The sequence below is a fragment of the Citrobacter farmeri genome, assembly GCF_019048065.1.
GTDB classification, from domain to species: domain Bacteria; phylum Pseudomonadota; class Gammaproteobacteria; order Enterobacterales; family Enterobacteriaceae; genus Citrobacter_A; species Citrobacter_A farmeri.
The window spans coordinates 3,352,863-3,379,808 of record NZ_CP077291.1 but is presented as its reverse complement, the minus strand read 5'-3'; the positions used below and the strand labels follow the sequence as shown (position 1 = coordinate 3,379,808).

13 protein-coding genes are annotated in these 26,946 nt (G+C 54.5%); 10 read left to right on the top strand and 3 right to left on the bottom strand.

The genetic code is table 11. The features are described 5' to 3' along the window. Positions 1–27: 27 nt before the first annotated feature. From I6L53_RS15895 to I6L53_RS15880, 4 genes are all read left to right on the top strand, one after another. On the top strand, positions 28–1,290 hold the full coding sequence (locus I6L53_RS15895) for an efflux RND transporter periplasmic adaptor subunit (protein ID WP_042320894.1): 1,263 nt from the start codon (positions 28–30) through the stop codon (positions 1,288–1,290). Between the two features lie 11 nt (positions 1,291–1,301). After that, positions 1,302–4,448 (top strand): CusA/CzcA family heavy metal efflux RND transporter, encoded by a 3,147-nt coding sequence (locus I6L53_RS15890; RefSeq protein ID WP_042320892.1) that lies wholly within the window; start codon positions 1,302–1,304, stop codon positions 4,446–4,448. 537 nt (positions 4,449–4,985) lie between these two features. Next, positions 4,986–5,681 carry a flagellar brake protein gene (locus tag I6L53_RS15885; RefSeq protein ID WP_042320886.1) on the top strand — a complete coding sequence of 232 codons (696 nt, stop codon included), beginning with the start codon at positions 4,986–4,988 and terminating at the stop codon, positions 5,679–5,681. An 87-nt stretch (positions 5,682–5,768) separates the two neighbouring features. Further along, complete coding sequence (locus I6L53_RS15880) at positions 5,769–6,284, top strand: helix-turn-helix transcriptional regulator (RefSeq protein WP_232231085.1); 516 nt, start codon at positions 5,769–5,771, stop codon at positions 6,282–6,284. A 185-nt stretch (positions 6,285–6,469) separates the two neighbouring features. On the opposite strand, the gene I6L53_RS15875 is transcribed toward I6L53_RS15880, so the two are convergent. The 3 genes from I6L53_RS15875 to I6L53_RS15865 form a co-directional block, all read right to left on the bottom strand. Next, positions 6,470–15,712: an autotransporter outer membrane beta-barrel domain-containing protein gene (locus I6L53_RS15875; RefSeq protein WP_217124951.1), complete on the bottom strand. Its 9,243-nt coding sequence runs from the start codon at positions 15,710–15,712 to the stop codon at positions 6,470–6,472. Positions 15,713–15,909: 197 nt separating this feature from the next. Next, entirely contained in the window at positions 15,910–16,482 is a 573-nt protein-coding gene (locus I6L53_RS15870; protein WP_042320880.1) for a helix-turn-helix transcriptional regulator, read from the bottom strand. 548 nt (positions 16,483–17,030) lie between these two features. Further along, positions 17,031–18,206, bottom strand: a complete 1,176-nt coding sequence (locus tag I6L53_RS15865; protein WP_042320877.1) for a DnaJ family molecular chaperone — start codon at positions 18,204–18,206, stop codon at positions 17,031–17,033. 297 nt (positions 18,207–18,503) lie between these two features. On the opposite strand from I6L53_RS15865, the gene I6L53_RS15860 reads away from it, so the two are divergent. The 6 genes from I6L53_RS15860 (at position 18,504) to I6L53_RS15835 (ending at position 26,944) form a co-directional block, all read left to right on the top strand. Then, complete coding sequence (locus tag I6L53_RS15860; RefSeq protein ID WP_042320873.1) at positions 18,504–19,589, top strand: YncE family protein; 1,086 nt, start codon at positions 18,504–18,506, stop codon at positions 19,587–19,589. Between the two features lie 61 nt (positions 19,590–19,650). Beyond that, on the top strand, positions 19,651–21,834 hold the full coding sequence (locus I6L53_RS15855; protein ID WP_042320870.1) for a TonB-dependent receptor: 2,184 nt from the start codon (positions 19,651–19,653) through the stop codon (positions 21,832–21,834). A gap of 116 nt (positions 21,835–21,950) precedes the next feature. Next, positions 21,951–23,339, top strand: coding sequence for a phenylalanine transporter (gene pheP, locus I6L53_RS15850; protein WP_042320867.1), 1,389 nt, complete (start codon positions 21,951–21,953; stop codon positions 23,337–23,339). 190 nt (positions 23,340–23,529) lie between these two features. Next, on the top strand, positions 23,530–24,768 hold the full coding sequence (locus I6L53_RS15845) for an MFS transporter (RefSeq protein WP_042320864.1): 1,239 nt from the start codon (positions 23,530–23,532) through the stop codon (positions 24,766–24,768). A 15-nt stretch (positions 24,769–24,783) separates the two neighbouring features. After that, positions 24,784–25,809: a sugar phosphate isomerase/epimerase family protein gene (locus tag I6L53_RS15840; protein ID WP_042320862.1), complete on the top strand. Its 1,026-nt coding sequence runs from the start codon at positions 24,784–24,786 to the stop codon at positions 25,807–25,809. After that, positions 25,802–26,944, top strand: a complete 1,143-nt coding sequence (locus I6L53_RS15835) for a Gfo/Idh/MocA family protein (RefSeq protein ID WP_042320859.1) — start codon at positions 25,802–25,804, stop codon at positions 26,942–26,944. The genes I6L53_RS15840 and I6L53_RS15835 overlap by 8 nt, the downstream gene beginning before the upstream one ends. The last annotated feature ends 2 nt before the right edge of the window (positions 26,945–26,946 follow it).

Sequence of the window (26,946 nt, the reverse complement as noted above, 5' to 3'; positions counted from 1 at the left end):
TCTTATTTTAACGTTGAGCATGACCTCATGAAAAATATCGCGCTGATTATTGGCAGCATGATGGCGGGCGGCATTATCGCCGTGGGTGGCTATATGTATTTCGCCTCCGCACACCCATCGGCGAATACACCACCTGCCGCGGAAAAAGAAGCCCGCAATGTGCTGTTCTGGTACGACCCGATGTACCCGAATACCCGCTTCGATAAACCCGGCAAATCGCCTTTTATGGATATGGACCTGGTGCCGAAATACGCCGATGAAGAGTCTGCCAGCGCCGCTGCGCCGGGAGTCCGTATCGATCCGACGCAAACGCAAAATCTCGGCGTGAAGACTGAGGTTGTCCGCCGTGGCCCTCTCACGTTCGCACAAACGTTCCCGGCCAACGTCAGCTACAACGAGTATCAGTTTGTCATCATGCAGGCGCGAGCCGCGGGGTTTGTCGATAAAGTCTGGCCGCTGACCGTGGGCGATAAGGTGAAAAAAGGCGCGCCGCTGCTCGAACTGACGATCCCTGACTGGGTGGAAGCGCAGAGCGAATACCTGCTGCTCAAAGAGACCGGCGGTACGGCAACCCAGGTTGAAGGCATTCTGGAGCGACTGCGTCTGGCCGGGATGCCGGACGCGGATATTCGGCGTCTGGTCGCGACGCGCAAAATTCAGACCCGTTTTACCCTTACGGCACCCATTGACGGGGTCATTACCGCCTTTGATTTACGTGCCGGCATGAACATCGCCAAAGATAACGTGGTGGCGAAAATTCAGGGAATAGACCCGGTGTGGGTCACTGCCGCCGTGCCTGAATCCATCGCGTGGCTGATTAAAGACACGTCACAGTTTTCGCTGACTATTCCGGCGCGTCCGGATAAGTCGTTCACCGTCCGCAAGTGGACGCTGCTGCCCAGTGCTGATGCCACTACCCGAACGCTACAACTGCGTCTGGAAGTCGAAAATCCTGATGAAGCGCTGAAACCAGGGATGAACGCCTGGCTCAATTTGAAAACGGCCAGTGAGCCGATGTTGTTGATCCCGTCTAAAGCGCTGATCGATTCCGGCAGTGAGCAGCGGGTGATCACAGTGGACGGTGAAGGCCGTTTTGTTCCGAAGCTGGTCTCCGTCTTCCAGGCTTCGCAGGGGGTGACGGCGATCCGTTCCGGGCTGGACGAAGGCGAGAAAGTCGTTGCCAGTGGCCTGTTTCTGATTGATTCAGAAGCCAATATCTCCGGCGCGTTGGATAGAATGCGCGCCCAGCAACCGTCGGCGACACCCGCTCATGCGGCCCATGTGCACTGAGGAGAATGCAGATGATTGAATGGATTATTCGTCGCTCGGTTGCCAACCGCTTTCTGGTGATTATTGGCGCGCTCTTTCTCAGCATCTGGGGTACCTGGACCATCGTCAACACGCCGGTGGATGCACTACCTGACCTGTCCGATGTGCAGGTGATTGTCAAAACCAGCTATCCGGGGCAGGCGCCGCAGATTGTTGAGAATCAGGTCACCTATCCGCTCACCACCACCATGCTGTCCGTGCCGGGCGCAAAGACGGTGCGCGGCTTCTCGCAGTTTGGCGACTCGTATGTCTACGTTATTTTTGAAGATGGCACCGATCCATACTGGGCCCGTTCACGCGTGCTGGAATATCTCAACCAGGTGCAGGGGAAGCTCCCGGCGGGCGTCAGTGCGGAAATGGGGCCGGACGCCACCGGCGTGGGCTGGATCTTCGAATATGCGCTGGTCGATCGCAGCGGTAAGCACGACCTGGCGGAGCTGCGTTCATTGCAGGACTGGTTTCTGAAATATGAGTTGAAAACTATCCCGAACGTATCGGAAGTGGCCTCTGTGGGCGGCGTAGTGAAAGAGTACCAGGTGGTGATCGACCCGATGAAACTCGCTCAGTACGGCATCAGCCTGTCGGAGGTGAAAGGCGCGCTGGATGCCTCCAACCAGGAGGCGGGCGGCTCGTCGGTGGAACTGTCGGAAGCGGAATACATGGTCCGCGCCAGCGGGTATCTGCAAACGTTGGATGACTTTAATCACATCGTCCTGAAGTCAGGGGAAAACGGTGTGCCGGTGTATCTGCGTGATGTGGCGAGAGTGCAGCCTGGCCCGGAAATGCGCCGGGGGATCGCCGAACTCAACGGGGACGGCGAAGTGGCTGGCGGGGTGGTCATCTTGCGTTCCGGTAAAAACGCGCGTGAAGTGATTTCGGCGGTCAAAAGTAAACTGGAGACGCTGAAAAGTAGCCTGCCGGAAGGCGTGGAAGTGGTGACCACCTACGATCGCAGTCAGTTGATTGATCGTGCCATCGATAACCTCAGCACTAAGCTGTTGGAAGAGTTTATCGTCGTGGCGCTGGTCTGCGCGCTGTTTCTCTGGCACGTGCGTTCCGCGCTGGTGGCGATCATCTCGCTGCCGCTGGGGCTGTGTATCGCTTTTATCGTGATGCATTTCCAGGGGCTGAACGCCAACATTATGTCGCTCGGCGGGATCGCCATCGCGGTGGGCGCGATGGTGGATGCCGCCATTGTGATGATCGAAAACGCGCATAAACGGCTGGAAGAGTGGGAACATCTGCATCCGGGCGAAACGCTGGATAACGAGACGCGCTGGCAGGTGATCACCAACGCGTCCGTGGAGGTCGGCCCGGCGCTGTTTATCAGTTTACTGATTATCACTCTCTCTTTTATTCCTGTCTTTACCCTTGAGGGGCAGGAAGGGCGTCTGTTCGGGCCGCTGGCCTTTACCAAAACCTGGGCGATGGCGGGGGCGGCGTTTCTGGCGATCGTGGTGATCCCGATTCTGATGGGGCTGTGGATCCGCGGCAAAATTCCGGCGGAAAGCAGCAACCCGCTCAACCGCTTTTTGATCCGTATTTACCATCCGCTATTACTGAAGGTGCTGCACTGGCCGAAAACGACGCTGTTGGTGGCGGTGCTCTCAATCCTGACGGTTGCCTGGCCGCTGAGTAAAGTCGGAGGCGAGTTCTTACCGCAGATTAACGAAGGCGATCTGCTGTACATGCCTTCCACGTTGCCGGGGATTTCGGCAGCAGAAGCGGCAAGTATGTTACAGAAAACCGACAGGCTTATCATGACCGTACCGGAAGTCGCCAGGGTCTTTGGTAAAACCGGGAAAGCGGAGACCGCCACGGATTCGGCTCCGCTGGAAATGGTGGAGACTACCATTCAGCTTAAGCCGCAGGATCAGTGGCGTCCGGGCATGACGATGGACAAAATCATCGAGGAACTGGACAAAACCGTTCGTCTGCCGGGGCTGGCAAACCTGTGGGTACCGCCTATTCGTAATCGCATTGATATGCTTTCGACCGGGATTAAGAGTCCGATTGGCATTAAAGTCTCAGGTAATGTGCTGGCCGATATTGATGCCATGGCCGAACAGATTGAAGAGGTCGCCCGAACCGTTCCTGGCGTGACGTCCGCGCTGGCCGAGCGTCTGCAAGGTGGTCGCTATCTCAACATCGACATTAGCCGTGAGAAGGCCGCCCGCTATGGCATGACGGTGGGTGACGTGCAGTTATTTGTTACTTCGGCCATCGGCGGGGCGATGGTGGGGGAGACCGTTGAGGGGATTGCCCGCTATCCCATCAATCTGCGTTATCCGCAGAGCTACCGTGACAGCCCGCAGGCGCTGCGCCAGCTACCGATTCTGACGCCGATGAAGCAGCAAATTACGCTGGGGGATGTGGCCACAATCAGCATCGCGCCGGGACCCTCGATGTTGAAAACCGAGAATGCGCGGCCCACCGGTTGGATTTACATTGACGTGCGTGACCGGGATATGGTCTCTGTGGTCAACGACCTGAAAAAGGCGATTGCGGATAACGTCCAGTTGAAGCCTGGTATCAGCGTCGCGTTCTCTGGTCAGTTTGAGTTGCTTGAGCGGGCGAACCATAAGCTGAAGCTGATGGTGCCCATGACGCTAATGATCATTTTCGTTCTGTTGTATCTGGCGTTCCGCCGTGTCGGAGAAGCGCTGCTGATCATCACCAGCGTCCCGTTTGCGCTGGTGGGGGGGATCTGGTTCCTGTACTGGATGGGATTCCATCTGTCGGTAGCGACAGGAACCGGGTTTATCGCCCTGGCGGGGGTGGCGGCCGAATTTGGCGTGGTCATGCTGATGTACCTACGCCATGCCATTGAGGCCGACCCTTCACTGGACAATCCGCAGACGTTCAGCGCAGAGAAACTGGATGACGCGTTGTATCACGGCGCGGTGCTGCGGGTACGGCCCAAAGCGATGACGGTAGCGGTGATTATTGCGGGTCTGCTGCCTATTTTATGGGGCACAGGGGCCGGTTCGGAAGTCATGAGTCGGATTGCGGCGCCCATGATTGGCGGCATGATTACGGCTCCGCTGCTGTCATTGTTTATTATTCCTGCGGCATATAAGTTGATGTGGATGCGCCGCTACCGAAAAATATCACATTAATGCCTTCATTATCCGGTTCGCTGCAATAGAGCAGGCCGGATAACATCCTCCTGACGGTATGTTTTTTATTCTATTCGACATATTCCGCAATACTGTAAAATGCTTTTTCTGATGATGACGTTTCTCCTTTCCTGAATCCCCATTTATTGCGTAGTAATCCCCCTGATATTTAAATTTGTCGTTACCTCTCAGCGTTTTGTGCATAAAAAACACAGCTTGCCATCCTTTTGTTGCGAATGATGTCAGCCTCATTTTTATATTTCAGGATCGTGCAGTTCATCGCATTTCATTCCTTTTTATTATCAAATTTTCGTTAAGTCCAACCTCTTTTACGCATAATGCAGGCCACTTTTACACTTCATTGAATGTTTTTACATATCAATTAATCAGTAAAAATAGCTAAAAACTTAATATCATGCGAAATATCTGAAAGGTAATCCCTTATGGTAATCAAAAACCATCAGTTGGAGCCATTTTTAGCCTTTTATCATTAAACACGAATGAGATGTATCTGAAATACAAAATAAGGATTGTACTATGGGGTTTGGGATGGCAAAGAACAATAAATTTGAGATCGTGGCTATTATTCGTGAAGCACTTCTCAGAAAAACCAAGGTGGAACTTAGATTTAAAGAAACCAGCCTGGTCACTCAATTAGAAAAAGTTGACTTCGATTACTTTGTGATTGCCTACAATAGCGAAATCCCACTCTCTTCCATTCAGTCTTTTATCTTGCACAGTAACAGCGGCATTATCAGGTTTAATGCCAGATTCAGTCAGTCATTGACCGATAAGTTGGGATGCGGGCTGGCGTATCGCATCCCGGAGATGGTCTTATTAGTTCAGCGTCGTCAGCATGAACGTTTCTCCTTTTTACAGGGGTATCACTTTTACTGTTCTGGTCGTTATAAAAATGGTGAGAATTATTCGCTGCAGATTAAAAATATCTCTCGCGGTGGTTGTGCGTTGATTTCACAAAAAGTGAATGCCCGCTTTCTTTATAAAAATGCGCTGATCAAAGCGGCATCTCTCGATTTTGAGCAATTTGGCTATTTGCAATGCGATCTCCGGGTCGTCAATGTCGTTGCTGTCAATGAATTTGATGAAAACAATCAGCTTTATTCCTGTCAGCAGATCTCCTGCAAGTTCGAATTTAAACATCCTCGCGAAGCGTTAGATGTCGAAAAAATCATTATTCATTTTTTAATGAATAACAAACTGAAAAGTTTATAAGGGAAGGTGAACTTCATGTTGATGTGTGGAAATGAAGATTTAATCGGTAGCAGTGTCTCAACATATTTGAAGAGTAAACATGCCGAGGTGACAAGTGTACCCTGGCAGGTAATGGTGGATTACTCTACTCGTTATCGCCATCGGCTGATGATTTTTAATATCATCAGCCACGAACAGTCCTGCGCGGATTTTGTGCGTTATTTAAATAAGAACCGCTTTAAAGTCTACGATAACGCGGTGGTAGTGATTGCCGATAGCCGTCTGGCAAGGCTGTGCATTGAGTTGTTGTATGTCGAGAAGGCTATTGTGTTGACCGATAAATCACCCCTGCGTGATTTTGGCCGACTGACAACCCTGACGGGGGAGTGCTGGAATCCCCGTTTATTCCGATCGCAAAAACGACTGAGCGATCGTGAACAACAGATCCTGAGTTTGCTGGTGAGCGGGTATTCGCCAAACGAGATATCGGATCTGCTCAGTGTGAGCTATAAAACAATCCAGACCCATAAAATGAGGATCATCGCAAAGTTGGGCCTGGCCCATTCTGCTGAACTGAATAAACTGATCGTCAAATTCAATCATCCGTTTTCTTTTTTATCCTGAGTTTGTCATCAGCCTGAAGGCGCTTCGCTTATCAGGCCTACAGGTGTCACGAGTAACGTGTTGATATTCCAAAACCTGTAGGCCGGGTAAGGCATAGCCGTCACCCGGCATAATCCCAGTTCGACACGTTATCGGCAATCTGAAATCCCTCCGTATCACAGAGGGATTTTTCATATCAGACGCAATCAGAACGACTTTTTAAAGCCAATTGAGGCATTGATCGGCGCTTCAACCTGCGACTTATGCCCGCCGTTGTTGAACTGCGTGCCCAGTTCGCCGTACACCTGCAGGTCGCGGTCGATGTTCCAGCTCAGACCGGCTGCCACTTCGGTGCTGGAATACTGCTGCGAGGATTCCAGCGTCGTGGTAGCAACCGCATTGCTGAAGTGGGTTTTGTCTTTCGACCCCAGGCCCTGCCACAGGTTGACACGACCATATGGCTGGATCTTGCCGTGGCGGGTGTCATAGTCGGCCTTCAGTCTCAGCCCTACGCGGGCGGTAAAAGCATCGGCGGTATCGAGTTTGACTTTCGTTTTCGTCGTGCCGCCCAGCGTGCTGTCATCAAAGTCACTGTACTGATAGATCAGCTGCGCCTGGGGTTCCAGACTCCATGCGCTTGCCCCTAAACGGAAAGCTTTCCCGATTTCCGTTGAGGCGGTCAGCGTGTGCCCCTTCACGGTATGGGATCCATTGTTTCCGGATGCTGACAGGCGAGCGTCATGGTTTCCGTATTGCAGGACGTTATCAACGTACATGCCATCCGCGGAGAACCAGGTGGCATAACTGCCCAGGTAAAACGCGTTGTCATCAATGTTACCGCCTTTACCCGCACTGCCGGCGTTACTGCCTTTGACGCTGCTGTCGATATCCAGAATGCTGGTGTAAATACCGGCTTTCCAGTTGGCATCCGCGTAGAGGTCAACCCCCGCCTGAATCCCCATCGTATGGCTGGTGGTCTGCGTGCCGGTGACGTCGTCCAGTTTGGTTTTACCGGAGTAGCCAATCATTCTCGCCCACGCGCGGTTGTCTTCATCCCGTCCCGGTCGCACATCATCCCCCATCCGCTGGTGCATGTTACCTAACAGGCTCAGGTCGCCCTGACGCACCACGCTGGCGAGACCAGAGTAGAGCATGGTTTCTGGACGATATGCGCTGCGCAGATACCAGTTTTCGCCCTGGCCCTTCGCGTTACCGGCATACAACTGGTATTCAAACGCCCCGGCGGACATGCGGTTACTCGCCAGATGGAAACCGTCGCGTGTGGATTGCGCCGTGGTGGTGGCACCGTTCTTCGCCGTCACCACTTCGATCCCGTCACCTACCGTCGGCGCGCCCAGTCCGGAACCATCTACCTTCAGCAGCGTGCTGCCGCTGACCTTACCGCCATCGATCACCAGTCGGTCCGCAATGCCCTGACCGCTGTTGCTCTGCGCTGCCGCCAACTCAAGCGTACCGCTTTTGCCATGGTAATCGCCTTTCACGGTTAACGCGGAGCCGACCGCAGCCCCCATCAGTGACACGTTGCCGCTGTTGGTTAATCCTGCGACCGTCTGGTCGTATCCTTGCGTTTTCAGCGCGGTGTCGCTTGCCACATAGTGGTGAGAGGCGGCGCTCAGCGTATTGACGCCACCGGCTTGCAGAACCCCACTGGCGACAAGGGTTGCCCCTTTGTAGCTATTCTGCCCTTCGAGTGTCGTGGTGCCGCTGCCGGTCTGGTGGAACTGTCCTTCGCCGCTGATGTTGCCGCTCAGGGTGTAGTTGTTGCAGCGTTTCACATTCAGTATGCCGTCAGCGATGATATCGCCCTGTACACTGCCAATCTCACCGCCGTTACCCAACTGCAATGTCCCCTGCACGACGTGGGTGCCGCCGGTATAGGCGGTGTCCAGCGTGAGCATCAGCGTGCCCTGACCCGTTTTCGTTAACTGACCGCTGCCATCCACTTCGGTCAACAGCGCGACGTTAAAGCCGTTGGTATCGAAGGTCCCGCCGCCAGATTCCAGCGTCACCTGACGAGCGGTATTAAACGCATCGCCATATTTCAGCGTGCCGCCATTAAAGGTGATCCCGGTATTGGCTGCGCCGAGGTTTTTATCGGCAGAAACCTGCAGTGTCCCTGCTGTAATGGTGGTGCCGCCGCTGTAGTGGTTATCACCGGTCAGGATCAGCGTGCCAAGATCGCTCTTATTGACGCCGCCGGTGCCGCGGATCTGGCTGTCGATGGTAGCGGTATAGCTTGCGCCATCGACGGTGCCATCGCCGACGCGAATCAGCGTATTGGCAGTGTCGGTGGTGATTGCATCGCCCGCCACGCGGTAGCCGTCGGCGGCAAACTGCGCACCGCTAATAATCACATCACCCAGGCTGTTATCCACGGTGACGTTGCCTGCATCTCCCTGGAAAACAGCGAAAGCGGCATCGGTGAACGGGGCGTTCAGCGCACCTTCCGGCGTGGATTCATCGGTGGTCCAGTTGTCGTTGCCATGGCTGGATTGCCAGATACCGTCGCCGCCGTTGATCACGCCGTTGTTTTTCAGTTCGCCGTTTTCACCGCCGGTGCCATCCCAGAAGCGCAGGGTCAAACCGCCGTGGTTCACCAGATTGACCTGATTTTTCACCGACGTCTGTACGTACAGACTGTCAGCCGCTGCCGGGGCATTGGCAATGTCCATCACGTTGTTGGTCAGCGTGCCGGAGTAGTTAATGACGCGATAGACCCCGACATCAAAACTGCCGCCGGGTGAAGTCGCAATGTTGAGCTTACCGTCGAGCACCAGATCGCCGTTGACGTTAATCAGGTCGTTGAAGGCGCCGCCTGGGGTGTACGCCTGACCAAACTGATAGTCCAGTTGCGACAGGTCATTCAGCGTTAGAGAACCGGTCGTCAGTTTGCCGACGCCGCCGAGCGTGGCGTCCGCCCTGACCGTTACGTCACCGGTCGCCGCTGCCTGATTACCGTTGACCAGCAGGATACCCTCATCGACCGATGTGGTGCCGGTCCAGGTGTTGTCGCCCGTTAAGGTCAGCGTCCCGTCGCCGATTTTCACCAGGTTGCCGTGGTCACCGCTGATGATGCCGCTGATGGTGTCATCCAGCGCCAGATTGCCGAGGGAGAGGGTTTTATCGCCCAGTTCAACATTCCCCGCACCGGAAAGCGAACCGATAGCGGTCGCGCTGTCGACGTTGCTGACATTCACGCTACCACCGGACTGGTTTATCACCGTGGTCATTTCTGCCAGCGCGTGACCGGCAAAGGACATCAGCCCGCTGTTGGTCACCGTGGCGCTACCACCGCTGGCGTTGTCTTCCAGCGCCAGCGTACTCTCTTCTGACACGTTAATGGTCGACTGTCCGGCCGTTGCATTATCCGCGATCAGCGCCTTTGCTTTACCCTTCAGATTCAGCGTCGCGCCTGCGGCAGTGACCGTATCTTTCAGCGTTAACAGGCTGTCGGCAATATTCAGCGTCAGGGATTGCAGACGGGTTGCCGCGCCGCTGACGTTCAACGTCGCGCCTTTCGTCACGCTCACCGTGCTGCTGGCGTTGCTGCCAAATACGCCCGTCTGGCTGGCGTTCACCGTGACGTTGTGAGTCTCACCGGTACCCTCAATCAGCGTTGTTCCCTGGTAGCTGTTGGCCCGATCGAGCGACAGCATGCTGGCCGCATCATGGGTACTACTGGTGACTTTCAGGTTGCCCGCCCCGGCGATTTCGCCGACAGGGGTGAAGTGATGCGAATTCAGATCGAACACGGCAGCCGCGCCGGACGTGCCCAGGGTGAGGGTGCGCTGGGTGGTGAAATCTGCGCCCAACTGTAATGTTGAACCGTTATTGATGGTGACGCCGGTCCCGGCCTGGCCCAGGTTATTATCCGCCGAGATTTGCAGCGTACCGCCGTCAATGCGCGTGCCGCCATGATACGCGTTGTCACCGCTCAGGATCAGACGACCGGGATCGGTCTTGACCAGCGTCAGACTATCAGCGCTGTTACCCTCGCGGATCGCCGATTCGATCGTCGCGGTGAAGTTTGCGCCCGCGCCGCCTGAACCGACGCGCAGCATCAGCTCACCGCTGCCCGCGGTGGTCGCCCACGCGTTCAGCGCATCGCCTTTGATAACATAGCCGTCTGCGTCAAACTGCGCGCCGGAGAACTGAACGTCGCCAGCGCTCCTGTCGACCTCGACCGTGCCGGCGTTGCCGGTAAAGACCGCGAAGGCTTTCTGCGCCCACGGCGCGTTGCCGATGCCGTCCTGCTGCGTCCAGTTGTTATCGCCCTGGCTTCCGATCGCCATCCATTTGCCATCGCCACCGTCGATTTTACCGTTGCCTTCAATCCCGGTTTTACCGTGGTTTTCCCCCGTCTGCGCGCCGTCCCAGAACTGTAGCGTGACGCCATTAGCGTTGACCAGGTTGACCTGTTTATCCAGCACCGTCTGGACGAAAATGTTGCTCTTATCCTGACCCGCCGGGACATCGCCCAATTCCAGCGTCTGGTTATTGAGCGTACCGCCGTAGTTATAGAGACGGTAGACACCCGGTCCAAACGCGCCGCCTGCGCTTTGGCTGACGTTCAGCGTACCGTCGAGCAGAAGATTGCCAGCGACATCGACCAGATCGTTTTGCGAGCCGCCAGGCACGAAAGCCTGCCCCAGTTCAAATGCGGAGGTCGTTTTGTTGCCCAGTTGCAGGCTTCCGTTGATCTTCAGCGTACCCGCGCCGCCGTCGCCTGCGCTGAGCGTGGTGGCGTCATTCATCACGACGTCGCCGCCGAGGGTCCCGATGCCGCCGAGTATTGCCATGCCGTTCACGGTTGTCATGCCCGTCGCGGCTGACTGATTACCGTTAACCAACAGTGTGCCGTTATCGACAATCGTCTCCCCTTTATAGCGGTTGGCCCCGGTTAAACGCGTGATGCCTTTGCCGATTTGTTCCAGCGCGCCGATACCGGAAATCACCCCGTTAAGCAGAACGCTGTTACTGCGGTTAACGGTCAGGATACCGTCATCAACGATCTGCGAAACCGGGTTGATACCGCCCGTCGTGCCTCCCTGACCCAGATGTAATGCACCGCCCTGATTGATGGTGGTCGAACCGCTATAGTTATTATCAGTGGTGAAAACCGTTGTGCCGCCCGTTGCGCGAACAAAGTTGCCGCTGCCGCTGATGGTGCCCTGATAAATCTGGCTGTCAGCACCATTGCCCTGCGTATCAAAGATGATGTTGCTGGCGTTACCGCTGGTGGTGATGCTGTAGTTGCCAATGGTTGCACTGGTATTACTCACATCCCGATGATCGCCTGTGCGCAGCGTCGCACCGTTATTAACGGAAAGGGTTCCGTCGGTTAGCGTCAGGCTATCAACGATGCGCATATCCGCCTGTGCGCCGGTGAGCGTTAACGTATTCCAGCCGCTGCCGATGTTGGTTCCCAGACTGAGATCATCCGCCAGCAGCGTACCGATATTACCCGTGGTATTCGTGAAGGTGAGGGCGTTGCCCGTACCGGCGAGCGTGGTGATGTGACGCGTTTCCGTCAGCGATACATTACCGATGTTGGCCTTGTTGTTGGTTGTCCCTGCGAAGTTCACCTCTCCGGCGAACGTTCCACTGTTCCAGATAAAGCGATCGCTACCGGCACCGGTATTGATAACGCCGCGCGTATTGCCGCCGCTGATGTTGATGGTGTCGTTGCCTTTACCGGACTGAATAGCGACATCCCGATCGGTGGCGGCGAGAATTGTCCCGTTGTTGGTGATGGTTTTGCCATTGTCGCCACTGGCATCTACCACCGGGCCGTTTACGCTGTTGGAGGTGATACTACCGCTGTTGGTGAGGGCGGAAACGTCTTTTGCCAGGATGGCCGATCCCCCCGTCGCGTCCTGAACGATAATATCGGCGCGGGTGGTCAGTCTGCCGTTGGTACGGGCATCGATCCCGTTCCCCGTGGCGTTTCCGGCATCGTTGTGCACTCGCACCGTGTAACCGGTGCCGATAGTTAAATCGCCGGTGGCGTCGTCGCCGTTCTCTTTCATGAAGGCAAAGCCTGAGCCAGAGCCGGTGACGTTGAGCACATTGTTGGCGCCGTCTTTCACGTTCAGCGCCACGCTGGTGCGGATCCCTGGACCGTTGTTGGCGTTAATCGTGACATCGTTTAGCGTGATATCCGAACTTTCGGCATGGTTCTGAATCCCTGCGCCGCTGCCCAATGCGCTGATGGTGACGCCTTTGGCCGTTAGTGAACCGGCCCCCGCGTCAAGGCGAATACCGTCCGCCGTACCCTTGGTCGTAATGGTATCCGCTAATCCGCCGGTTCCCGCGGTCATATTCAGCGTTGCGCCATTGGTCAGCAGCACGCCTGCAATGCCGTCATCGACCTCAATCGTACCCAGCTTTTTGATTTGGGCGTCTTCACCGGAGGCGCGAACGCCGATCCCGTTGCTGACATGCAATATCTGGGATGAGTTGTTGCTCAACCGACCCCCTTCCTGCACATCGACGCCGATACTGTTTTTACTGGCGAGATCGATAACCGCGTCCTGTTGCAGAACGATATTTCCCAGGTTCTTCGCCACATAGGCGATGACGTTCAGCCCATCCACCGCGGAACGAATGGTGGCATTTGAGTTGAGAACGGTCTCGACCGGGCCGTTCTGTTTGTTACCGTTTAACTGGTGCGCCTGCCCATCAACAATCCCGGCGGTGGTGTTTGATCCTGTCAGTTCGATGAGAGTCTTGTCGCTGATGGTACCTTCTGCGCCCCCTTCCAACAGCAGGGCGGCGGCCCCGTTGCCACTAACAGTGAATGTCGCTTCGCCGGTATCCACGGTGCTGCCTTTACCGGTGGCAAAAACACCAATCGATTTTTCACCGCTTAAGGCCATTTCGAGTGAAGACGACTGATTATTCTCCGGATTGATCGTATTGCCGGCAAAATTTGCGCCGTTAGCAATGCGGAACAGCGTCGTGCGTGCCTGACCGTTATCGTTCATGTCGGCTTTGCCGATATTGGCCGTTGCCCCGTTGCCGTACAGGTAGTAGCCAATTTGATCGCTATTTTTGAACAGTGGACTGCTGGTGCTGTTGATGTTTGCTATCGCATTATCGCGGACGTGAACGCCAATATTGCCGATTTCTTCCAGCGTGATGGTGGAAAGCACGTCGACGATAGCCTGAGAAGTCGTGCTCCCCTCCGCCCAGATCGCATAGTTACGGTTCGACGTGCCGCCGTCGCCTGCGACCGCGATCGCTCCGGTATCGCTGGACGTCACATGCGCGTTCCTGGAACTGGCGCTCAGATGGATACCGATGTTGTTGTGGCCGTTAACGCTAATCTCGCCGTCGTTACGGATCTGCTGACCGTTTTCGCTGCCGCTGTCGCGTACCGAAATACCGAAGTTCTGGCTGGTGCCGGATGACGAGTCGCCATTGAGGGTAATTTTACCCGTGTTAATTACGTTTCCGGAGGCGTTGCCAACCAGCATCCCGGCGGCGTTACGTACGCCTTTTCCAAGGGTGATCGTTCCGTCATTGGTCACATCGCCTGTGCTTCTGGTCAGGATCCCGGCGCTGGGACTCGCACCGCCGCCCATGGCAATATCCTCAGCGGGGTTATTGGCATTACGCCCGAGGTAAATGGTGCCGTCAGCGGTGTTTGTAAAAGTGGCATCACCGGACACTTCAACGCCGTAAGCCGTCCCCTTACCGAAAGAGTCGCCGTTACGCCGTCCGTCCACAACGTTAATCTCACCTTTGTTGGTCCCGCTGGTTTCACCGGACAGCTGCATACCGATAGCGAGCGTCAGCGAACTGTTGGGTTTGTCGGTAGACCACGGATCGGCTGCTGCCGCCGTCCCGTAGTTATTGGTGGTAATCGCCTGGTTAATGGTCCCTTCGTTCACTACGGTGCTGTTTCCCAGCCCCTGCATACCGTAGGCACCGTAGCTGTTTACGTTCTGATTACCATCTTTATCGATAAACAATCCGGAGTTGATCGTGCCACGGTTAGTCGCGCTGGCGTCACTGGCCAGCATGCCAATCGCCAGCCCTTGTCCGGTAGAGGTCCGCAGAACATTCAGGGCACCCTCATTGAGGACAGAACCACCGCCATCGGCCTTCATTGCCCCATTGATACTGCCATCGACAGCCAGAATCGCGCCCTGGGCCAATGTGCCGGTTGTATCTTGCCCGTTGGCGTAGATGGCATGCAGTTCTCCTGTTCCCGCCGTGGCGTTGTTGGTATGTGCCAACCCGTCAGTCCAGACATCATAATCCCAGGTTAGCAGGTCGGCATTGGTGCTGGAGGTCAGCAGTTGATTGATGAGGCTGGCGTAGTACGTCTGTGCGTCAGAAACTTTACTGATGGCACCAGAATCCAGCCACAGCTGGATCTGGCTGATATTTTCCCCGTCGGGTGTTTTGGCGCTTTCATTGCCGGCGCCAATCAGCCAGTTGTTGAAATTCGCCAGGTCCGCCGTGTTTTTGATGGAAAAGGTGCGGTTACCTGTTTCAACGACCTTGCCCTCTTCGTCGTAGCCGTAGGTCATTAAGGTGATGTCATCGCCAAACACGGTGGTTTGTTTCGAACCGGCATAGGTTTTGGTCGGTACGACCGGCGCCGCTCCAAACTGGATGTAGTTATCGGATTGCCAGTTGACCTTGCTGTTCGGCTCCTGCGCTTTGAGCAGAGAAGAGTCTTTTGCCAGCAGACGGATATCATTTTCTCTGACTGTCAGGGTGTTATCGCCAATGTTGAGATTGGCCGTTGAGCCATTTTTGGCAAGGGCAAAGCCAAACTGCTTATAGATTTGCGACACATTGGCATCAAACGTGTTGAGCACCGCATCACCAATCTGCGAGACGCTAATAAAGCTTGCCAGACTTGCGGTATCAAACACCTTCAGGGTGGAGGTTTTTTCCGGGTCCGCTGGGTCAATGACCTGAAAATCGACGCTTTGTGACGGCGTGGACGATTGCGTGTGGCTCAGGTATTCCGCCAGTTCTTCGATCGTGGTGATAGATTTTTGCTCGTGGGCGAGGTTGGTGGCGGTGAGCGTAATTTTCCCCTCCGCCAGCAGATCCCGGATGGTAGACGATTCCACAATGCCGGTTTGTCCGTAGGCGATGCTGGGGATGGCTCCGGTGATAGTCAGTACATCGCCGCTGGTGTGGTTTTCATATAAAAAACCGTAGTTGAATACGTCCTGATGGACACCTGCGGAGATAACATCCGGGTAATCATCAGTGATAATGTGCGTTCCGGTGGTCACGAGAGGGGCGGCGATGGCGGTCAGAGTGGCCCCGGCGAATAAACCGGATACGATCCGGAGTCCGGTTTTACGTGAGCTGCTTTTTTTCTTCCCTTTTGATAATTCGGAGGCGACAACCCAAAGCCCGAGTGCCGCATTCCATATGATGTTGTAAACCTTATTCATAATAACCTCGTCTGCATTTCTGTTTTTTTTGTTGGTTGGGGCGTTGCGTTCGTTGCAAGGGTTGACTCACGATGAGTGCGGCCTGGGTTGTCAAATTTCGGAAAAAGGAGGCCCTTCCGCAGGGCGGAATAATTTTTAGTGATTGAACGGCCTTAAATAATCGTCATTGGTTCGTGTCTTATTTCCTCGATTAATGGTTAACGATAATGGAAAAGTCTGTATTTCAGATGGGGGTTGCTGTGCCCCAGTTTTTTGGCAATATTGCTTTTATAAGTACCGATTGTTTTTTCGCTTTTATGCGCAATATTGGCGATTGTGCTCAGCGACCAGCCACGGGAATACATCAGCATGACGTTAAATTCATTAACGCTCATGGCATTGTCCAGCGGCCGGCTTACACTTGTATTCTTGCTGTTAATTAGCTGCATCACCCGACGGTGCAGGGCGTCAAGGTTCAACGTGTGGTCGAGAAGATGCATCTGTATGCCGCACATTGCCTGGAATACCGCAAAGGTTTCGGCATCCGTCAGCACGAAAATCATCAATGATGAACGCGAGGAGAGACGGCGAATGATGCTGGCGTAGTTCAGAATATTCGTTGGTTCGGGATGAATAATAAGGTAATCATTATTCTGGACCGCAGGAAGCGCGCAGAGGGGTAAATTGGTTGCGTAATATTGCATACCATAATAGATTGATGTCCCGCGAAGAATATTTTTAATGCCAACCCAGGAGTAATAATTGTCACCAAAGAAAATTGCTTTTGACATAAATTTCTCCTTGAATCAGCTATAGCATCCTGCCCCTCTTTGAATTTTAAAAAAAAAAGGGTTTGTTCCTTTTCCGGGAATTAATTTAAATTCACGTTTTTTATTGGGGTTATTCTCAATTGAAATATTACGCTTTGTTAAAATTTAAGATAAATCGTTTATTTCTCCTGCGGGAGGATGATTGATAGATTTCACTTATTGATTGATGTAATCAGGAGAGGAAATAATGAAGAATATGCGGGGTTGTCTTAAAGAATAACGGAGATAAAAGGGGGGGAAGCCCCGCGATCGGGGGAAGGGGGAAATGCGTGATGAGCCAGGATATCGTGTATTAAGAATATTCCTGGGTAATAGGGCGATGGGTAAGCCCCGTCTGGAGAGAGATGTTTAAGATGTGAGATTTTATGGTTTATGAATCTTGTTTTTTGTATTTTTTCGGTGGAAATGGCTGAGATAACATTTATTTTTACCTTTAAATGTTGATTTTGATTATTTGTGCTGCGCAGGCCTCCAGCGGTCTCCAGGAGGTGTTTTGATGCAAAAAAGCCTTAACTCGCCAGCAGATCCTGCTCAACGTGTTTGACCTGGGTCTCCAGCGTATCGCGTAGCTCGGCCAGGGCCCGTTCCTGCTCCGAAAAGTAGGCCTCTTTATCGCGAAGCGATGTCGCCAGACGCCAGGCATTTTCCGCTTCCAGCCCGGCTATCTCTTTCAGCAGCGCGTCAATCTGTAGCCTCAACTGCTGGATTTTCTGCCGCAGATGGTCGAGGTTGTTCAGCCGATCGCTGGCCATCATCGGCTCCAGACCGCTTTGTAGTTGGGTGAGCAGGGCACGAATGGCCGCAAGATCGGCGTTTTGTCGTGCCAGATTAAGCTGCACCATCATCTGATGCGCCTTCTCTTTCAGTTCATCTGCAACAACGTCCGGATGACACAGGCGGCTGGCCTGACGCCACAGGCGCTTAATCTCATTGCGCTCGTCCGGTGAAAGACGCTGATCGCGTGCGAAGCGATGCTGAGCATCCTGCTGCTGTTCCTGATATTCCTCATATTCATGCGCCGCCTCTTCCTGTGCTTGTCGTGTGTCACTGTCGTTGTGACGGGAAAAATCCTCTTCCAGCTCACGGATCTCAGCGAGCAGATCGGTAATCAATTCCGTTTGCTGCTGAATGCGCTGACGAATGTCGACCGCAGAACGCGAGGTCGAGTCCATCCCCATCCACTGCTGTTTGAGCTGCGCTAACCGATCGACAGCCAGCGAGATGTACTGCTGGCAGGCGAGGTAATCTTTCTCACGACGTCGGCGCTCCGCTTCTTGTCGGCGCTGGGCGCTAGCCGCGAGTTGTTTACGCAATTCCAGAATACGGCTCATTAACGGCCCGAGGCGCAAATGATACTGGTCGTTAAATTCATCCAGGATCTGGATACGAGCATTGCGGGTGTCGATCAACTCGCGCAACTGACTTTCCAGCGCCTTAAGCTCCAGTTTACTGGCCGCTATCGCCGGATCCTGCCAGTGGGTTATTGCGCGCTGATTTTGTAGCCAGGTGGCAATTTCACGCATTGCATCACTGAAACGGCGCGCCTCGATCGCCTGGGCAATTGCCGTTATTACGGGATCGCCAGATTCCCGCTGCAGATGCACAAGCTGCTGCTGGATGATTTCTTCATCCTCAAGTTCGATGGCGCTTTTAATGATTTCAAGTCGTTTGATGATTTTATTCATGACACCGTTGCCTGGCGTGACCGACACATGAATGACGATATTTAGGTTAAGTCATTCGTTTGAAAAATATAAAAAAAGTGCAAATCGCATTCTGTGGCCTGCGGGGCCTGTTCGTCCAGAATAATTCGCAGAAATTATCGTTCACCCATCATTTTCGTTTGAGCTCTCACAATTCGAACCTCTGTTTCATTAAGGGTATTTTTTGTGCGAAATACGCTTGCTTCGAAAAAGAGAATAAGTATAGTTCTCATTCTCTTTATTATTTAATGCGTGTCTTTTTTGGTAAGGAACCCAGGAATGAAAAAAAACATAACCGCGCTGGCAGTACTGATCGCGGCGGCAGTAAGCGGTTGCGCGGCCACTGCACCCGCCATCACGCCGACAAACGCCGTTGAAAAAGTGGCGACGCCGGCAGTGGCGACCGATACGTTAAAACGCCCTCTGGCGGATGGTCTGTATGAGATGGCGTTAAATCCAGCCGGGGACGCGCTGTATGTCGCCAGTGCCGAAGGTTTTAAAGATGTTCAGGGCGGGGTGGTCTACAAACTGGATGCCAAAACGCTTAAGACTATCGGGCGCAGCCATACGGATCTGAAAAACTTTGGCATGGTCATTTCACCCGACGGCAAAACGGTGTACGTCACCAACTCGCTGGACGGTGGCCTGAGCGCGCTGAATACTGCAGACGGTAAAGTCAAAAATCGCGTCCTGTTCCCGGAGCGGAATCCTGAAGGTTTCCCGTATGGCGCACGTCAGGTGCTGCTGCATAACGGCCTGCTGTATATCGGCGCGGTCGCCGATCCCGCAGTGATCTGGGTGGTCGATGCTCAAACGCTGAAACTGAAAACGCGCATCAAAAACACCGGCAAATGGATGACCGGTCTGCACTACTCCGAAACCACGCAACGTATCTACGCCGCGAATGGCGGTGGCGAGATTCTGGTCATCAACCCGCGTAACCAGCGTGTCGAGAAGCGCTGGAAACCCCTGGGCGATAAACCGGCGCTGCTGCTGAATATGGCGGAAGATCCGCAAACCGGTCGCCTGTTCGTGACCGATAACTCCAAAGCAAAAACCACGCTGGTACTCGATATCCGCACCGGTAATGTGCTGAAACAACTGGAAGTGGGCGATTCGCTATCCGTTAAATTCAACGCCAGGCGCCATGAGATATACATCACCCAGCGTGATTCCGGGAAACTGCTTAGCCTCAACGCGACCGATTACAGCGTGAAGAAAAGCTGGGATCTGCCACCGAATCCAAACAGCCTGCTGCTCTCAGCTGACGGTCAGACGCTGTATGTCACGGTGAAACAGAAATTTAATAAAGATCACTCCACCGACGCGCCGGACAGCGTTGTGCGTATTGAGCTGAATAAATAATAAAAACCAGCCGGGGCGCCTCTCGCTCTCCGGCACATTGACCCTTTTTGATGGCATTCACATGAACAACACCAAAACAATTCTGGCGCTGACGATCGGCGCGATCTCTGGCACCGCCTGGTCGGCGGACACCGCGAAAAAAGCGGAAGACACCATTGTGGTCCAGGCGACTTCCAGTAATGATTTCAAACCGGGGGGTGACACGCTACTCCCCGCGTTTCTCGACGGGCAGGTTGCCAACGGCGGCAGGCTGGGGATGCTCGGTCAACAGAGCGCGATGGATGTGCCCTTCAACGTCATTAGCTACACCGCTAAACTGGTTGAAGATCAGCAGGCAAAAACCATCGCCGATGTCGTCGCAAACGATGCGGGCGTGCAGTATGTCCAGGGCTACGGCAACAGTGCGGAAAGTTTTCGTATCCGTGGCCTGAAGTTTGATGGCGATGACATGACCTTTGGTGGTTTGTCCGGCATCTTACCGCGTCAGGTAGTGGATGCGCAGATGGTGGATCGTATCGAAATCTTCAAAGGAGCGAATGCTCTGATGAACGGTGCCGCCAGCTCTGCCGTCGGCGGGATGATTAATCTTGAACCAAAACACGCAGGCGACATTCCGCAGGCTAAAGTGGGCGTGGACTACACCTCAGATTCACAGATTGGCACCACGCTGGATGCCGGTCGTCGTTTTGGCGACAACGACCAGTTTGGCGCACGGGTGAATCTGGTCCACCGTGAAGGCGAAACCCGAATTCAGGACGATCGCCGTCGTACCACGCTGCTCTCAACCGGTCTGGACTACAAAGGCGATAACTTCCGCACCTCGCTGGACGTGGGGTATCAGAAGAAAACGTTCCACGGCAGCCCAACCAGCGTCAACATTTCTGCGGTCGATTTCATCCCTACGCCGCCGAAAAATGACCGTAACTTCTCGCAGAAATGGGCGTACAGCGATATCGAAAACGAGTTCGGGATGTGGCGTAGTGAGTACGACATCACCGACAACTGGACCGCCTATACCGGTCTTGGCGCTCAGCACGCGCACGAAGAAGGTCTCTACAGCGCGCCGAAACTGCTGGATAAGAGCGGTACAGCCACTGCCAGTCGTCTTGACACTAACCGCATCAGCGACACGGTGAGCGGGATGGCGGGGATTCGCGGCAACTTCGATACTGGCTTTGTCTCGCACAAAGTGAACGTCGGCTACTCGGCGCAAAGCAAAAACGAAAAAATCGCGTGGAAGATGTCCAACGTGGCGGATAACCCGTATACCAACATCTACCATAACAGCGGCGTTGATGCGCCCGCCAGTACCAACTCAAATGGTAAGGGCGGCAACTACAGCGATCCGCTGACCAGCGGACGCACCCGCACTCAGGGTTGGCTGTTGAGTGATACGCTGGGCGTGCTGGATGACACACTGTTGTTTACCGTCGGGGCGCGCCATCAGAAAGTGGTCATCCGGGGTTATGACAAAGTCACTGGCGCGGAAAACGCCGCCGACGGCTTTGACGGCAGCCGCTGGATGCCCACCTACGGTGTTGTCTACAAACCGTGGGAGGCGATCGCTTTCTACGCCAACCACACCGAAGCGTTACAGCCGGGTAAAACGGCGCCTAACACCGCAACCAACTATGGTCAGAGTACCGGTATCGTCCATTCGAAACAGAATGAAGTGGGCGTGAAGGCGGATTTCGGGCGTGTTGGCGGCTCGCTGGCGCTGTTTGAGATCAAGATGCCGTCGGCGATCCTTGACAGTGAAACCAAACACTATGGGCTGGATGCCGAGCAGCGTAACCGCGGCGTTGAGCTGAATGTCTTCGGTGAACCGATGCTGGGAATGCGTTTGAACGCCAGCGCCACCTGGCTGCAGGCGGAGATGACCAAAACCAACAATGGCCTGAATCAGGGGAATGATGTTATTGGCGTGCCGAATTTTTACGCCGTGTTGGGTGCCGAGTATGACATCAAACCGATTCAGGGGCTGACCACCACTGCACGCGTGAACCACTCTGGTTCTCAGTATGCAGACCTGGCCAATACCAAAAAGCTCGACAGTTTCACCACTCTGGATCTGGGCATGCGTTATCGCTTCGCGCTTAACCAGAACCAAAACCAGATGACCGTTCGCGCGGGCATCGACAACGTCACCAACGAAAACTACTGGGCCAGCGTTGATGATTCTGGCACGTACGTCACCCAGGGCGAACCGCGCACCGTTAAAGTGTCCGTTGGCTACGAGTTCTGAGTTCCACCTCGTTATCAGGGGCAAGGATGCCCCATCCATTCCCATGCCTTTAACTTGCTACCTCCAGCATGAAGTGTTAAAACGTGCCCCTTCTAAAAAAGAGACAGGGGTAGGGCGTGAAAGACGCGTCATCCGCTTCAGGCAACGGTCGTTCTGAAGCGTCGTCGGAACAGAGTCCGACGCTGCAACGTGGTTTGCAAAATCGACACATTCAGTTAATCGCCCTCGGCGGCGCGATTGGTACCGGATTGTTTCTGGGGATCGGCCCGGCGATTCAGATGGCGGGTCCGGCAGTACTGCTGGGTTACGGCATCGCCGGCATTATTGCCTTTCTGATCATGCGCCAACTCGGCGAAATGGTCGTCGAAGAGCCGGTATCGGGCTCTTTCGCTCACTTTGCCTATAAATACTGGGGACCGTTTGCGGGTTTTCTGTCGGGCTGGAACTACTGGGTGATGTTTGTGCTGGTCGGGATGGCTGAACTGACTGCCGCCGGCATTTATATGCAGTACTGGTTACCCGACATTCCCACCTGGGTCTGGGCCGCTGCCTTCTTTATTATCATTAACGCCGTCAACCTGGTGAACGTTCGTCTGTACGGCGAAACCGAATTCTGGTTTGCGCTCATTAAAGTGCTGGCGATCATCGGCATGATCGGCTTTGGCCTGTGGCTGCTGTTTACGGGTCACGGCGGCGAGCGGGCGACCATCGACAATCTGTGGCAACACGGTGGCTTCCTGGCGACGGGCTGGAAGGGGCTGATCCTGTCGCTGGCGGTGATTATGTTCTCCTTCGGCGGACTGGAGCTTATTGGGATCACCGCGGCGGAAGCACGCGATCCGCATAAAAGCATTCCTAAAGCCGTCAATCAGGTGGTGTATCGTATTCTGCTGTTCTACATCGGTTCGCTGGTGGTTTTACTGGCGCTCTATCCGTGGGTAGAAGTCAAATCCGACAGTAGCCCGTTCGTAATGATTTTCCACGATCTGAACAGCAACGTGGTGGCTTCTGCACTCAATTTCGTCATTCTTGTAGCTTCCCTGTCGGTCTATAACAGCGGTGTTTATTCCAACAGCCGTATGCTGTTTGGTCTGTCCGTGCAGGGTAATGCGCCGAAGTTTCTGACCCGCGTCAGCCGTCGTGGCGTGCCGGTGAACTCGCTGCTGCTTTCTGGCGCTATCACCTCGCTGGTGGTGCTGATTAACTACCTGCTGCCGAAAGCGGCTTTCGGCCTGCTGATGGCGCTGGTGGTGGCAACGCTGCTGCTGAACTGGATCATGATCTGTCTGGCGCATCTGCGTTTTCGTGCCGCGATGCGTCGCAAAGGGCGCGACACCCAGTTCAAGGCGTTACTCTACCCGGCAGGGAACTACATCTGTATTGCCTTCCTGGGGATGATCCTCGTGCTGATGTGCACTATCGACGACATGCGTCTGTCCGCCATGTTGCTGCCGGTGTGGGTCATCTTCCTGTTTGTAGCGTTTAAGCTGTCCCGTAAAAAGTAACCCTGTTGATGCCCGGTGGTGCCTTACTTACCGGGCTTACAAAACGCCCCATCTGCCAGTATCTCTTTCCACCTTTATCGTGATGCTTCTCTCAATTCTGTTTCGATCGACAGGATCTTTATTTTGTAATCGATTACTTTTCATCTGATGGCAGTTTGTAATCGATTACTTTTTAAAGGCGAGGCTCAAAATGGTGTCAACAACGGAAAGTAGTGGAAAGGCGATAGGGCAGCACCGGCTGCTGGTACCCCGACTGTCGCTGATGATGTTCTTACAGTTTTTTATCTGGGGGAGTTGGTCGGTGACGCTCGGCCTGGTTATGACGCAACACGATATGTCTTTGCTGATTGGCGATGCATTTTCCGCAGGGCCGATCGCCTCCATCCTTTCGCCGTTTGTGCTCGGTATGCTGGTGGATCGCTTCTTTGCTTCACAAAAGGTGATGGCGGTGATGCATCTGGCCGGGGCGGTGATTTTGTGGTTTGTGCCTGGGGCATTGATTGCTCAAAATGGGGCGCTGCTGATTAGCCTGCTGTTCGGCTATACGCTGTGCTATATGCCAACGCTGGCGCTGACCAATAACATTGCGTTTCACAGCCTGACGAATGTTGATAAAACCTTCCCGGTGGTGCGCGTGTTCGGCACGATCGGTTGGATCGTGGCAGGGATTTTCATTGGCGTCACCGGCGTGGCGTCCAGCATTACCATCTTCCAGGTAGCGGCGGTTAGTTCCGTGGTTCTGGCGGTGTATAGCCTGACGTTGCCGCATACGCCAGCCCCTGCGAAAGGACTTCCAATACAGGTGCGCGATCTGTTCTGTGCCGATGCGTTTGCGCTGCTCAAAACGCGTCATTTCTTTATCTTTTCGCTTTGCGCGATGTTGATCTCAGTGCCACTCGGCACCTATTACGCTTACACCGCCTCTTATCTGGCGGATGCCGGTATTGCGGACGTTAGCACCGCGATGTCGTTCGGGCAGATGTCAGAAATCTTCTTCATGTTGGTGATCCCGCTGCTGTTCCGTCGTCTGGGCGTGAAGTACATGCTGCTGATCGGCATGCTGGCATGGTTCGTTCGCTATGCGTTTTTTGCGCTTGGCGTGAGTGAAGAGGGGCGCTTCCTGCTGTATCTCGGCATTCTGCTGCACGGTGTGTGCTATGACTTTTTCTTTGTTGTCGGCTTTATCTACACCGACCGCGTGGCGGGTGAAAAGGTAAAAGGCCAGGCGCAGAGCATGATCGTGATGTTCACCTACGGTATTGGGATGCTGCTGGGATCGCAGATCTCCGGCGCGCTGTATAACCGGTTGGTCGCCGGACAAACCGTGCCGCAGGCGTGGGTGACATTCTGGTGGATCCCGGCGGTGGCGGCTGCGGTGATTGCACTGATTTTCCTGTTCTCGTTCAAATATGACGATGACAAGGCGTAATTTTCTGGAGGTGGTATGAGGACGATTAAGGGGCCGGGTATTTTTCTGACGCAGTTTATTGGGGAGCAAGCGCCGTTTAACTCGCTGGACGGACTGGCGGGTTGGGCGGCTGACAAGGGCTATAAAGCGGTGCAGATCCCTTGTCATCAGCCGCCTATTTTCGATCTGGCAAAGGCAGCGCAGAGTCAGGCCTATTGCGATGACATAAACGGTAAACTGGCGGAGCACGGTCTGGTCATCAGCGAACTATCGACCCATCTGGAAGGGCAACTGATGGCGGTAAGCCCGGTCTACAGCGACGCCTTTGACCACTTTGCGCCAGCGGAAGTACGCGGCAACGATAGGGTACGCCGGGCGTGGGCCGCGCAGAGGCTGAAACAGGCAGCCGCTGCATCGGCAAAGCTGGGGCTCCGCGCGCATGCGACGTTCTCCGGTTCGCTGGCCTGGCCGTTTTTCTACCCGTGGCCGCCACACAATGAAGCGCGTTTTCAGGAAGCATTCAGTGAACTGGCAAACCGCTGGCGACCGATTCTGGATATCTTCGATGCGCACGGGGTGGACGTCTGTTTTGAGCTGCATCCAGGGGAAGATTTGCATGATGGCGTCACGTTCGAGCGTTTCTTGCATCTTCTGGATAACCATCCGCGCTGCAACATTCTCTATGATCCCAGCCATATGCTGTTGCAACAGATGGATTACCTGGCCTTTATCGATATCTATCACTCGCGTATCAAAGCGTTTCACGTGAAGGATGCAGAGTTCCGGGCGAACGGGCGCAGCGGGATATACGGTGGCTATCAGTCGTGGATTAACCGGGCCGGTCGCTTCCGCTCGCTGGGTGACGGGCAGATCGACTTCAACGGTATTTTCAGTAAGCTGACGCAGTATGATTTTGACGGTTGGGCGGTGCTGGAGTGGGAGTGCTGCCTGAAAGACGGTGATACCGGGGCCAGCGAAGGCAGCGAATTTATCCGCCGTCATATCATTCCGGTCTCCGCACGGGCGTTTGATGATTTTGCCGCCGGAGGTGCCAATGATTAACGTCGGCATTATTGGCAGCGGATTTATCGGTCCTGCACATATTGAAGCGCTGCGTCGACTCGGCTTTGTGCAGGTGGTGGCGCTGTGCGACGGGAGTCTTTCCCGGGCGCAGGAAAAAGCTCTGGCGCTGAACGTGCCGTATGCCTACGGCAGCGTTGAGGAACTGCTTGCGCATCCGAATCTGCAGGTAGTGCATAACTGCACGCCAAATCATCTGCATGCGCAGATCAACCGGCAGATCTTGCGGGCAGGCAAGCATGTCTTCTCTGAAAAGCCGCTGTGCATGACGCCAGAAGAGGCGCGCGAGCTGGTGGCGCTGGCGGAAGAGGCTGGCGTGGTGCACGGCGTCAGCTTTGTCTATCGCCAGTTTGCGATGGTGCGTCAGGCGGCCAGCATGATGCGCGCAGGAAGCATCGGGCGACTGTTTGCCGCCCATGGTAGCTATCTGCAGGACTGGATGCTGCTGGAAACTGACTACAACTGGCGGGTGGAGTCGGCACTCGGCGGGGCGTCGCGTGCCGTGGCGGATATTGGTTCCCACTGGTGCGATACGGTGCAGTTTGTCACCGGACGACGCATCACGGAGGTGATGGCCGACCTCGCGATCGTCTGGCCGACGCGCAAGGCGAATGTCGCGGGTAACCAGACCTTTGCTCATGACCCGAACGCCCGGTATGAAGATAAACCGGTGAAGACGGAAGATTTCGGCTCCGTGCTGCTCCGCTTTGATGATGGCAGCAAGGGCAGTTTTCGCGTTTCACAGGTGAGCGCCGGGCATAAAAATGGCCTGACGTTTGAAATCAACGGTAGCGAGCAGTCCGTGGCGTGGGATCAGGAGGTGCCGCAGCAGCTGTGGGTGGGGCATCGCGAGCAGGCGAATCAGATCCTGACAGATGATCCTTCCCTAATGAACCGCGATGTCGCCGACAGCGCCCATTTCCCCGGTGGGCATAGTGAAGGCTGGCCCGACGCCTTCAAAAATATGATGGTGCAGTTCTACCGTGCCGTTCAGGCAGGCAAAATGGCAAAAACGCCACAGTTTGCCACCTTCCGCGACGGCGCGAATGTGATGTATATCATTGATGCAATACTGAAAAGCCATCAGCAACAGCGCTGGGTACGCGTTGAGCGATGACG